Genomic DNA, 12,146 nt, shown 5'->3' on the forward strand with positions numbered 1-12,146 from the left:
AAAACCGTCAAATGCCGCATTGTCACCGCTAACCTTATGCAGCCGCTCCAGCATGGCCTGGGCTTGGGCGTATACCGCCGCCCCCCCTTCTAAATCGAGCACGACACCACCGACTTGTGATTTTAATTCCACCTCCGGAGACATCAGCTTGAGCACTACCGGTTGATCAAACTCCTCGGCAACCTCCGCTGCCTGCTCTGGATCAGAAGCTCGCCGAGTCTCCACAGACGGTATGCCATAAGCACTCAGCAGACGCTGGGTCTGATATTCATTGAGTTGATCGCGTCCTGCGGTCAGAGCCGCGGAGAGGATAAGCCGGGCCTGTTCATAATCGGGAGTAAAATCTTCCGGCACTGAAGGTGGGGTCTGCATCAACAAAGTCTGGCTACGCCGGTATTGCAGCAGCCGGCTGAAGGCACGCACTGCCTCCTCAGGATACTCAAAAGCCGGCACCTTATCCTCTAGGAAGGCTTTGCCACTCTCTCCCGCCGAATTCCCCCATGCCGCCAGCAGCGGTTTGCGCAACCGCTTAGCGTGCTTAACAATGACCTCGGCAACCTCTTGGCCATCGTCGCTAGCGCCTGGCGACTTGATTGCCAAGATGCCGCTCACCTGACGATCTCCACCGAGGATATCCAGTGCCTTATCATATTCTGACGCCCCAGCATCGCCGCCAAGGTCGAGAGGATTATCACTAGCCTCAGGGTCGCGTGCTAAGCCGGCGAGCTTGTCACTACTTTCAGCGCTGATCCTCTGCGGGGAATTGTCATAACGACGCAGAGCGTTGCCGGCCAGCAAGCCCAGACTGCGGCTGTTGCCTATGATGCCGAGTGTTCCATCACGCCCTGGAGGGCGACTCGTCTCCAGGATCTCAACCGCGCTGAATAACTCCTCAAGATCATCTACCCGCACCACACCGGCTCGGCGGAAGGCGGCATCATAAACAAAATCATCTATCTCATCTGCTCCAACCTCGACTGGTTTAAGCACTATTACTGGCTTCATGCGCGCCAACCGGCGAAGCGCCGACATAAACTTGCGGGTTCGGCGCACCCGCTCCAGATAAACTATTACAGCTCGGGCGCGGTGATCGGTGGCGAGGTAATCGAAGCTATCACCAAGATCGACATCTACGGCACCGCCAATATGAATCACGTGAGACAGCCCAGCGCCATGTTCAGCGCACCACTGCAGCGCAGCGCCGGCCATGGCCGACGACTTGGTCACCAGAGCCGCCCGGCCCGGCTCCAGGGTGACCGGCATAGTTGAGGCGTGCAGACCTAGATGGGGCACACTCAGGCAGCTGCTACCTGGCCCAACAACCCTTATCATGTACGGCCGAGCTGCCTCCAATAGGGCCTGCTCCAACTCCTTACTGCGTTCATAGCTACAATCGGGCGATACAGAGCGCGCTACCATAACACCGCGAGTGCCTAATTCACCCAACCGTCTTATCCAGTCCGGGGCGTGCCCAACCGGCTGGGTGATTACTGCCAGATCGGGAATAGCCGGCAGCTGTTCGAGGCTGGAGTAAACTGGCACGGCGGCAAGTGAGCTAACGCCCTGCATTAGCGGCATCACCGGCCCTTGGAAGGGCTCACTGAGCAGATTGCGCAAGATCCGCCGATCGAGATCGCCACCTTCGCCGATCAGCACTACAGAGCGTGGCTGAAACAGCGCCTCAAGATTGCGTACCGTCATAGTTTTAAGATTCCGTAGTCGGAGAAACTTTTATGAGCCTTTTTAGCAAGCAATACCAAGCTGACGTAGCACATATTGCCACTCTTTATCAGGTTGTGCGGTTATCCGGATCGGCTGCGCATCCTCAGGATGCGGCAAGCATATCTCCGTTGCCATCAGCATCAGCCTCCAGACACCAAAAAGCTCGCGGAAGAGTGAGTTGTGGGCACTATCACCGTGTGTAGTGTCGCCAATGATGGGGTGGCTAAGCGACTTCAGATGGCGGCGCAACTGATGCCGTCTGCCACTGCGAGGCCATAGATCGATACAGGTATAACGAGCCGTCGAGTAGCGGGAGACCGGCGTAGGCAATTCAGCCCAAGCCAGGGGTTTAAACTCAGTGACCGCCGGCTGAGGATCGCCCCCCTCACCACGCCGCCCCCTGCCAAGTGGCTTATCGACACGACCGCCCTGCTCTATCCAACCACGGACAACGGCGCGGTATCGTTTAACAACCCTCTGCTCGCGAAACGCCGCGGCGATTTTGCCCGCCGCGTCAGGATCGAGAGCGAAGAGCAAAACCCCGGCAGTCGCCCGGTCTAAACGGTGAACTGGGTAGACCCACTGCCCGGCTAGCTGATCACGCACCAGTTGAACAGCTGCAACCCGATCACGGTCAATACCAGTCCTATGGACTAACAAATTATTTGGCTTATAGACCGCCACCATACGCTCATCCTTATAGAGGACTTGGAGCCTATGGCTATCGGTGATCACTGACTGGCAACCCAAAACTTAGCCCTGTCTTTTATACTAGCGTACAGGATAGTATCAGCATAACAAAAACCGCTTTTGGCTATAACCACAAATTATGTCAACTAGTCCGGCTGCAGTGCCAGTACATAACCGCACCGCCATTTTTGCCTACGCCATGCTTGGCCTACCGCCGGCAATCTGCCTGCCGGCATTTTACCTATACTTGGCGCCCCCTTTAATCGACACACCGCAGGTTTCAATACTATTCGTAGGGATAATTATCGCCATCCTGCGCATCGTCGATACAGTTACACCACTATTCTTTGGTTACTGGAGTGATCGTAACTCAATCCCCGCAGGGAGGCGAAAGCTCGGCTGGTTTTGCGGAGCAACGCTGATGATTATAGGACTTGCGGTGCCACTATTGATTGACGATCAATGGGGCAAGGCTCAGCTATTAGTTAGTGGCTGCGCTCTCACTTTTGGCTTGTCAATAATGCGCGTCAGTCAATTAGCTTGGCCTGCGGAACTGTCAGGTTATTATCATCAGCGCAGCAGATTTTATTTCGCCGGACAGACAACACTTACGATAGGGCTAATAGTTGGCTTGGCATTGCCATTTTTGGCTACGCAATCCGGAGTCCTAACCCAAGGGGTAGACCAAGCAATCTTTTGGTCTATAGTTTTGCTCAGCCTAGTCGCTAGCTTAATGATGCTAATCTACCTACCCGATCCTGGCTCAGCACCTGCACCGGAAAGATTTATGCAATCTTTTCGTAGGATCCGCGTCAGCCCCTCATGGCGCCGTCTTCTGATCGCCCACTCACTTAACATCTTCGCCAATAGCTTGCCGGTAATTCTGATATTCCATATAAGCATGGAAGTTGTCGGAACCAGCAACATAATCCTGCCAGTTGTCTTTACATATCTTGCGGCGGCGCTTGTAGGCTTGCCGATAGGGCTGGCACTGGCGCGCCGTTGCGGCAAGCATCAGAGCTGGTCAGCAGCACTTATCTACACTGCCGCAGTGTTGATTTGGATCCCCCTGCTCGCCGAGGGGGATACCCTGGTCATGCTGATTCTGACTGCACTGATTGGCTTCACTGCGGGCATGGACTGGGCCCTATCGGCCGCTATCCAAGCTGATACGGTAGACTCTGAGTCATTGCGAAACGACACAGCGCGCGCTGGTTTTCAGTTCGGGCTATGGCTATTTGCTGGCCGGTGCGCATTGGCCGTTGCTATCCTGTTCGCCGTTGGGGTCCTTGCCATAACCGGTGGCAGTGCCGCCATAACACCCGGAGCAGATAAGGCCTCTAATGAGCTTATCCTGATAACGGCAGGGCTGGGATCTGCCTTTGCCAAGCTGATAGCGGTAACTCAGATCTGGAACCTGCCCCTGGATGCGACCAAGCACAAAGAGATCCAGGAAAAACTCCGCGAGCGTCGGCAAAGCGCAGCGGAATGAACCATCTACCGTTGCAGCGCACAACTCACGCCATAGCCTGAAAGGCTAGGCGGGAGTAGTTCATGCATCACCAACACCGAGCACTTGAGCCGAACGCTGAGCAGCAAAATCGAGCATTCGCCCGAGTGAATGTTGTGCTTTGGCCACCACTTGCGGGTCAACATGGACCTCTGGAGCCCCCTGCTCCAAAGCGCTAGCCAGATTAACCAGGCCGTTCATAGCCATCCATGGGCAATGGGCACAGGAGCGACAGCTGGCACTATGCCCGGCAGTAGGGGCCGCGATTAGCTCCTTGCCGGGGGCGAGCTGCTGCATCTTGTGGAAAATACCGGCATCCGTGGCAACGATCAGCTGCGGCGCACTGCTATTTTGAGCTGCCTTAAGGAGCTGGGTTGTCGAGCCGACGACATCGGCCTGCTCAATAACCGCACCAGGTGATTCAGGGTGCACCAACACCTCAGCTTGCGGGTAATATTTACGCAGTTCAGTCAGCTCAAGAGCCCGGAACTCTTCATGGACGATACAGCTGCCCTGCCAAAGCAACATATCAGCACCGGTCTCCCGCTGCACGTACTCACCAAGATAACGATCCGGAGCCCAGAGTATCTTTTCACCTGACTCATGCAGGTGGCGCACAACATCTACAGCGATACTAGAAGTGACCACCCAGTCTGCCCGCGCCTTAACCTGCGCTGAGGTATTGGCGTAGACAACCACCGTGCGCTCTGGATGCTGATCACAAAAGGCGGCGAACTGCTCAGCGGGACAGCCGATATCCAACGAACAGGTAGCCTCAAGAGTAGGCATCAAAACACGCTTATGCGGGGTTAGTATCTTAGCGGTCTCGCCCATAAACCTCACGCCCGCCACTACAACAGTAGAGGCGGTATGCTCGGCACCGAACCTAGCCATCTCTAGAGAGTCAGAGACACACCCCCCGGTCTGATCGGCCATGCGCTGTATCTCACCATCGGTATAATAGTGGGCCACCAGTACCGCATCCTTCTCTTGCAACAGCCTAGGAATACGCTCGCGCAGCTCAGCGCGCTGCTCCTCACTCAACTGCTCAGCGGCGGTATAAGCCTGGGACCGAAAATACCGCGGGACAAACGGTGTTTTAATAGGAGAATCTGACATTAGCGACCTGCCCAAATAAATCTACTATTCCCAATTGTAGCCGTTCTCCGCCAACATATCAGTAAGCTGAGCAAAGGCCTGAGCTACCAATGGATTGGGACCACTTACTCCGAGCTCTACCTCAAAGCCACAGCCCTGTGCAGATGCGCTGGGTAAACAGGATATGCGCAGCTGCGGATAGGCCCCTTGCAGTCTTTCCAGGAGGGGGATCAAATCCCCCTCACGCGCCCCGATAACGCGCATGGTCCGCTGTTCTACATGTCCCGGCTGCTGTATATGGACATAATAGGTATCCATAACCCACTCAATCATAGGCCAGGCCATGCTCGGAAAACCGGGCACAAAGTGGTGGTCTTTGATGCTGAATCCAGCAACCTTATTGACCGGATTGGGGATCATAGCCGCACCCTGGGGAAAATCAACCATGCGCAGACGTTGCTCATCGGCCCTATCGCCAAAATGGTGCTGCATAGCCTGCTGTGCATCTATATGGCGCTGCAGTGGCACTGCTAGTGCTTTAGCACAGCATTGACGGGTACGATCGTCGGGGGTAGCCCCAATTCCGCCAAAACTTAAGACAATATCATCAGTAGCGAAAGTCTGCTGCAGGGTTTGAGTGAGCAATGCCGGATCATCCCCGAGTATGCGCACCCAAGCCAACTCCAGGCCGCGCTTGGCAAGTATTTCTATCAGCGCCGGTAGATGTTGATCTTGCCGCCTGCCGGTCAACAACTCATCGCCGATAATCAATGCACCAATGCGCACGCCAGTAAGCCCCACCCTACTCCATAATCCTTGCTCTACCACGGCCCTGAGCAATCCGCTCGGCAGCACCTTCGTATATGCTCAGCAGCGCCGGCATAAGGAAGAGCACGATAGCGGTTGCCCCAGCCAAACCGAATGCTATTGCTACCGCCATTGGTATCAGGAATTGTGCTTGCACTGAAGTCTCCGCTAGCAGCGGCAACAACCCACCAATGGTAGTAAGTGAGGTGAGAATCATGGCCCGCAAGCGCTGACAAGACGCCTGCACTAGGGCCTCGTCGACGGCAACCCCACTGGCCCTGATCTGGCGATAGAAGATGGTCAGGATTATAGCATTATTGACAGTGATGCCAGTCAGACCAAACAACCCAAACAACGAGAGCAGGGTAAGATCTATCCCCATCAGCCAGTGCCCCGCTAAGGCCCCGACAATCCCGAATGGGATGACCGCCATTACCAATAATGGCCAGCCGTAGGAAGCAAACACCCAAGCTAACACCAAATAGATAAGCCCCAGGGCCAAAAAGAGACCACTTTGCATATCGCCCAGGGTCTCCTCCTGCATATCAGCCCGGCCACCAAAGGAACTTTCAACACCGTAATCGTGCTCGAGCTGCGGTAGCACATTAGCGCTCAGATCGCGCCGGATATCACCAGCATTACCCATCTGGTCATCGACATCTGCGGTAATGCTAACTACTAAATCGCCGTTAAAGTGGCGCACAACTTCAAAACCGCGCCTGGAATCAAGATCGACTACGCTCTCTAGGGGCACCAACCCACCATCAGGTAGCCTGATCTGGGTATCTAGCAGAGCAGCTAGATTATCGCGCTCGGTCTTCGGCCGGCGCAGCCGAACCTCAACCTCATCGCGGCCCTGATGATAAATCTGCGCCAGATTGCCGGCGAAGGCATCCCGGATCTGGCGGCTGAGGTCATCAGTACTCAACCCTAGGGCGCGGCCTTCGGCATTGAGGCTATAGAGCAACTGCTCCTGACCATAAGGCAGGTCATCATCGACCCCTCTAACCCCCGAAAAGGTACTCAAGACCTCGCGCAGATCATCCGCAGCACTACGCAGAACTTCTGGCTCTGCACCACTAAGCCGGACATTGATATCCTCTCCTGGAGGGCCTGCCACCCGCTCGCGCATAACCAAGCGCTCGACTCCAGGATGGCGCTCAATGCTCTGCTCCCAGGCGGCGAGGATAGTCGAGTTGCGAACTTCGCGTAGTTCCGGAGAAATAAGCTCAACGACCACTCCGGCATAATGATCCCCGCGGCTGACCCTTTCCCCGCCGGCACTGTACGTCTCGCCTTGACGAACCACCCGCGAACGAACCAGCTCCTGTTCAGCAAGCTGCTCATCAACCTCGGTTAACTTGCGCTCTATATCGTGGATAAAGGCATCCACCCGCTCCGGCGGTGTCCCCGGGGCAAAACCGACATTGGCGTAAATGACCGTCCCTTCGGGCTCGGGGAAAAAGGTGAAATCTATCCGCCCTCCAGCCACCAAGCCGATCGCTGCAACCAACAAGGCACATGCGCTAGCCAGAGTACTCCAGCGCCAGCGTACCGCGGTGCTGACCCAGCGTCGGTAAACACCGTAACGGAAGTTGTCAAAACCACTTTCAACCGCCCGGCGCAGACGTGTCGGTGAGCGCCCGCGTTGCTGTCCCTCAAAGGAGCGGCGCAAGTGCCCAGGCAGAACTATAAAGGCCTCAATAAGCGAGGCGATAATCACGCAGATAACTACTAGCGGGATATCAAACATGATATTGCCCATAGTCCCGCCAATAGCCATTAAGGGAATAAAGGCCGCCACTGTGGTCAGCGATGACGCCATAACCGGCGCCAACATATCCCGCGCACCCCCCGCTGCTGCCTCACCGGGCGACTCGCCGCGCTCAAAGCGGGCCACTCCACGCTCACCAACCACAATGGCATCATCAACAATGATCCCCAAAGTCATAATGAGTGCAAACAGACTCATCATGTTGATCGTACCGCCCACCGCCCAGAGCACAGTCAAAGCGGCCAGAAAGGCCGCTGGGATACCCACAGTGACCCAGAAGGCAACTCGCGCGGTCAAAAACGTGAAGAGAATGGCCACCACCAGCAAAAGACCGGCAAGACCATTAACCAGCAGCAGCCCTATCCGCTCACTGACCAGCTCCCAGAACTGATCATAGAGAGTGATCTCCATGCTATCAGGCAGGCGTTGCTCGACATCCGCATACCATTCATCGAGGATGCGTGCCGCCTCCAGCGAATCCTGATCTTCGGCACGCTGGAGCAGCATCTCAATCGCCGGGAACTCACCGCGACGGACACTGACCTGCTGCTCCCGGGCGCGCAGCTCGATCTGCGCCAGATCTCCCAAGAGCAGTGGCAACCCATCATCTCCCACACTCACTTGAAGGTCGCGCAGCCCTTCGACACTGCGCCGCTGCTCTAGGCTGCGTAACTGCCGAGCGATATCCGCTGCGCCGACTTCACCGCCGGGCATGTCTAGGCTCTCGCTGGCGAGAAGATTGCCCAGCTCTCCGAAGGTCAGACCGCTATCAAGCAACCACCTTTGCTCTATCTCGACCGCCGCCTCCAGCTCGGCCATGCCGCTGATCTGCACATCTGCTACACCGCGACGCAGCAGCTCATCCTCCATATCCTGCGCCCACGCCCGCAGCGTCTGTGCTGAGACATCACCACTTATGGCTACCCTGGCTATAGGATCGAACCGTGGTGGGCGACGAATAGTAGGCTCCTCGGCCTCCTCGGGCAAGTTACGGATACCCGCCACACGATCCTTGACCGACTCCACGGCATCGGTCATATCCGTGCCCTCAGCAAACTCCAGGGTGATGCTCGCCAAGCCATCGGTTGAACTCGACTCCATCTCCCGCAGTCCCTGGACGTCACGCACCGCGTCTTCCAGTGGGCGGGTCAAAGATGCGGCAACATCCTCAGCAGTGGCACCGGTCCACGGCACCTCAACGGTCACCACCTCGAGCTCAAAGTTGGGGAAGAACTGGGTATTGAGCTGGGTTACCGCGTAGAAGCCGGAGACGAACATCAGTGCTAACACCAGATTCGCAGCAACTGGATGCTCGGCCAGCCAACGCATGGCATCACGGCGCGGTGCGGGCATGGCTTAATGCTCTTCCCGGACGCGCACCCGCAACCCGTCAGTGGCTTGGGGTATTTGAGTAGTAACTATCTCTGCTCCGGGCTCGAGCTGCGGCACACGAACCAGAGCACCTCTTTGTCGGCCTTCAGGAGAGCCTGCCAGCTTTGCCTCACCTAAACGTTGAACCTCTACTTCACGCAGTCTGTCATCTTCCCCTACAACAAAGATCCGATCCATGTCGTAGAGTGCTTCATAGGGTAGGACCAAGCTCTGCGGCTCGACCGGTAATTCCAGCTCAATTGTCGCAAAGCGGTCCAAGGCGACATCATCATGCCGCCCCTCAAGGGCAAATAGGGCCTCCACCCCGCCCTGATCACGCGGGCTTCGCCCAGCGAAACGATCCAATTCAACCTGTTTGGTGACTCCGTCTATATATGCTCGACCAGCTACCTCAACCCCGCCAGCAAGGGCGCGCTGCAACGAACCAAGGCGCGGCGAAGGAATCCGCGCTTGCACTTCAAGGTCGCCGGTATCGTAAATCTCTACCAGGCTCGAGCCGGGTGTTACCCGATCGCCAGCAGCTACCTCCACGCCACTTATCCGACCGCGGAACGGCGACTTTATCGAACTGCGCTCAACATCACGTCGAGCCTGATCGCGCGCAGCTTCAGCTGCATCCCGGCGCGCTTCGGCAGCTTGAATCCGGGCCTCACCATCATCAACCGCCTGTTGTGCCCTGGTAACCGCCTGGCGCCGTCGCTCCTTGGCCTCCTGCGCATCATCAAGCTCAGACGGCGATGCCGCTTCATCATCGACCAAACGCTCTAACCGCGACACCCGCCGCTTATCTATCTCCAGCAGCTTCTTTTCGGCACGCAGATCATCACCATCGGCTGCTACTGCACGCCGCTCCTGACGTAAAGCGGCCTCCAGCTCATCTAGCTCAGCCTGACGCTGGCGCAGGACATCGCGCAACTCGCCATCATCAAGCTCAACCAGCAACCCATCGCGCTTAATCAGACTCCCATCCCGGGCCGGAACATCCTTAACATCCGCTTCGACCGCCGATTTCACAGTCACCGCGCTGGGCGAAACGACATAGCCGTAGATACGAAGCAGTGGCTTGTGGGCCGCAGGCTCAGCGGTTGTAGTGGTAACCACCCAGTGCGGCTCTGCCGGCTCGCGTTCTACAGGCTGCGGGCGAGTTGCAACAAGTAAGACAAAGATAATTACCCCACCGGCAAGGACTATAACGGGCAACCCCCAGCCCAACCAGTAGCGCCAGCGCAATCCTTTTATCACTACAGCTAACCCTTATATTAGACTAGATCAAAGCTCATTTTGTAGAGCAAGCTCTGGTGGACTCCAGTAAAGGTAGAGCTGACGCTCAACGTAGGGCACTCTTATGCGGCGGAAATGGTGCCTCAAAAGGGTTATGGGCACAATCAGGGGGATCATGCCGAGGCGATACTGATCAATAACATTTAGTACCTCGCGTTTGTCATCAGGCGCTAGGTCCCGCTTAAGGTAGCCGAGTAAGTGCTGCAGAACATTGACATGCCGCTTGCGCGTTGCCGGCTGGGCTAATGCCGCCATGAATTCCTTGATATACTCCTGAGCCGCGGCATCCAGATCCTCCTTACCAAGGCTCCCCACCAACTTCCCTAAGCGGCGCATACGCTGCTCGTCGTGGGCCATAATCAGCAATTTGTGCTCGGCGTGAAACTGCACTATGTCATCGCGCTTTAGTCCCGCGGCACAGAGCTGACGCCAGCGGTGATAGGCAAATACTCGACAAATAAATGAATCGCGCAAGGCCGGGTCATTCAAGCGCCCGTCCTCTTCCACAGGCAGCAGCGGATAGCGCTCCAGTAACCGGCGAGCATACATGCCAGGGGAAGAAAAACCGGCCAGGTTGCCGTCCGGTTTATAGACCTTGACCCGCTCCATACCACAACTCGGTGACTTACTCTTAAGGATATAGCCACTTAGGTTGTCAATGGCAGAGGAGATAGCGCTGGAGTATTCGCCGATCGGCTCAGTGACATCGACGCAGCTATCGCGCACCCCCCTTAATCTGACCTCGCCCTCAACCAGCTCAAGGCGAATCGGTGGGCGCGGAATACTCATTCCAATCGCCACCTCCGGACAGATCGGCACAAACTCGAGATAGCTGCTCAACTTATCGGTTATGAAGCGGTCACGCTTATGGCTGCCGTCGTAACGCACTTCTTCGCCGAGCAGACAACTGCTCACGCCGACCGGAATTAAGGAATCCTGCGGAAGCGAACTTTGCGCTTGCGACATAGGCTTTAAACTACCTGCGAGAGACAACTTTCAAGATTCTACCAAGGGGAACCTCTAAAACTTCGCCGGCGCCACCATCCACCCCGGTGTGGAGGACGCCGTAAATCCATCCCTGGAGGCTTCATGGCGCCATCCCTGGCGCCAAGACCTCCACACCGGGGCGGATGGTGGCGCCGGCGAAGTTTTTAGAGGCACCCCAAGGCTCGATCAATCAAACGATTAAGGGCATTGAGATCGGGCACAATGGCACAATCAGGCAAGGTTGCGCTACCCCCCGGCACTCCGTCACGACAAATTAAAGCTGCCTGCATACCTGCACTCAGCGCCCCGGCAGCATCTATCCACGGGTCGTCACCGACATGCAGTACATGCTCCGGGGCCAAACCCGCCTGGCGGCAGGCGTAATGGAATATCTCCGGCTCCGGCTTGGGTATATCTATATCAACACCACGCACAACGAAGTCAATGAAGGGCCCTAATTCGGTCCGATAAACATCCGCATTGCCGTTGGTTATCACCCCTATGGAGAGGTGCTGCGCGAGATACCTTATGGCTTCCGGGACCTCCTCATAAGGCTTTACTTGTTGCCGAGCCTCAATGAAGATAGCAAAGCATAGCTCGGTAAACTGCTCGGCTGCAGACTCATCCAGCCCGCAGTCTTGGGCGACATAATAGAGCATAGCCCGGCGCAGCTTAGTTGCGTTACGGGCCAGATCGGCGCGCTCAGCTGCTAGACGGCGACGCAATTCACGCATATCGGCAATGGCAAAGCGCTCGGCGATCAGCGGATACTCGCAGCGCAAATATTCATACAAGACCTGCTCAGCCCGGGCGAGCACATCATCCACCGACCAGAGGGTATCATCCAAATCAAAAGTAACCGCATGCAGTGGAGATTTAATCATG

The 12,146-nt window shown here is 56.3% G+C and carries 9 protein-coding genes (1 of these 9 cut by a window edge); 1 reads left to right on the plus strand and 8 read right to left on the minus strand.

The window, feature by feature from the left end; translation table 11 throughout:
• Positions 1 to 1,701, minus strand: the 5' portion of a protein-coding gene (locus HH1059_RS07555; RefSeq protein WP_096409610.1) for a bifunctional acetate--CoA ligase family protein/GNAT family N-acetyltransferase. It extends 936 nt beyond the left edge of the window; 1,701 of the gene's 2,637 nt are visible here — the first part of the coding sequence; its start codon is at positions 1,699 to 1,701; the stop codon falls past the left edge of the window.
• Between the two features lie 42 nt (positions 1,702 to 1,743).
• Entirely contained in the window at positions 1,744 to 2,457 is a 714-nt protein-coding gene (locus tag HH1059_RS07560) for a pseudouridine synthase (protein ID WP_231901902.1), read from the minus strand.
• A 94-nt stretch (positions 2,458 to 2,551) separates the two neighbouring features.
• On the opposite strand from HH1059_RS07560, the gene HH1059_RS07565 reads away from it, so the two are divergent.
• Complete coding sequence (locus tag HH1059_RS07565) at positions 2,552 to 3,904, plus strand: MFS transporter (RefSeq protein ID WP_096409612.1); 1,353 nt, start codon at positions 2,552 to 2,554, stop codon at positions 3,902 to 3,904.
• Positions 3,905 to 3,964: 60 nt separating this feature from the next.
• Here HH1059_RS07565 and nadA read toward each other — a convergent pair whose 3' ends face one another.
• The 6 genes from nadA to HH1059_RS07595 form a co-directional block, all read right to left on the minus strand.
• Entirely contained in the window at positions 3,965 to 5,041 is a 1,077-nt protein-coding gene (gene nadA, locus HH1059_RS07570) for a quinolinate synthase NadA (protein WP_096409613.1), read from the minus strand.
• Between the two features lie 24 nt (positions 5,042 to 5,065).
• Positions 5,066 to 5,821, minus strand: a complete 756-nt coding sequence (locus HH1059_RS07575) for a competence/damage-inducible protein A (protein ID WP_231901903.1) — start codon at positions 5,819 to 5,821, stop codon at positions 5,066 to 5,068.
• A 1-nt stretch (position 5,822) separates the two neighbouring features.
• Positions 5,823 to 8,954, minus strand: coding sequence for an efflux RND transporter permease subunit (locus HH1059_RS07580; protein ID WP_096409614.1), 3,132 nt, complete (start codon positions 8,952 to 8,954; stop codon positions 5,823 to 5,825).
• Positions 8,955 to 8,957: 3 nt separating this feature from the next.
• Positions 8,958 to 10,235: an efflux RND transporter periplasmic adaptor subunit gene (locus tag HH1059_RS07585; protein ID WP_096409615.1), complete on the minus strand. Its 1,278-nt coding sequence runs from the start codon at positions 10,233 to 10,235 to the stop codon at positions 8,958 to 8,960.
• A 27-nt stretch (positions 10,236 to 10,262) separates the two neighbouring features.
• Positions 10,263 to 11,240, minus strand: a complete 978-nt coding sequence (locus HH1059_RS07590) for a YbgA family protein (protein WP_096409616.1) — start codon at positions 11,238 to 11,240, stop codon at positions 10,263 to 10,265.
• A 185-nt stretch (positions 11,241 to 11,425) separates the two neighbouring features.
• A complete protein-coding gene (locus tag HH1059_RS07595) occupies positions 11,426 to 12,145 on the minus strand; it encodes an HAD family hydrolase (protein WP_096409617.1) in 720 nt (239 codons plus the stop codon).
• Between the last annotated feature and the right edge of the window lies 1 nt (position 12,146).

Origin of the sequence: Halorhodospira halochloris (assembly GCF_002356555.2) — a bacterium.
In the GTDB taxonomy this organism is placed as follows: domain Bacteria; phylum Pseudomonadota; class Gammaproteobacteria; order Nitrococcales; family Halorhodospiraceae; genus Halorhodospira; species Halorhodospira halochloris.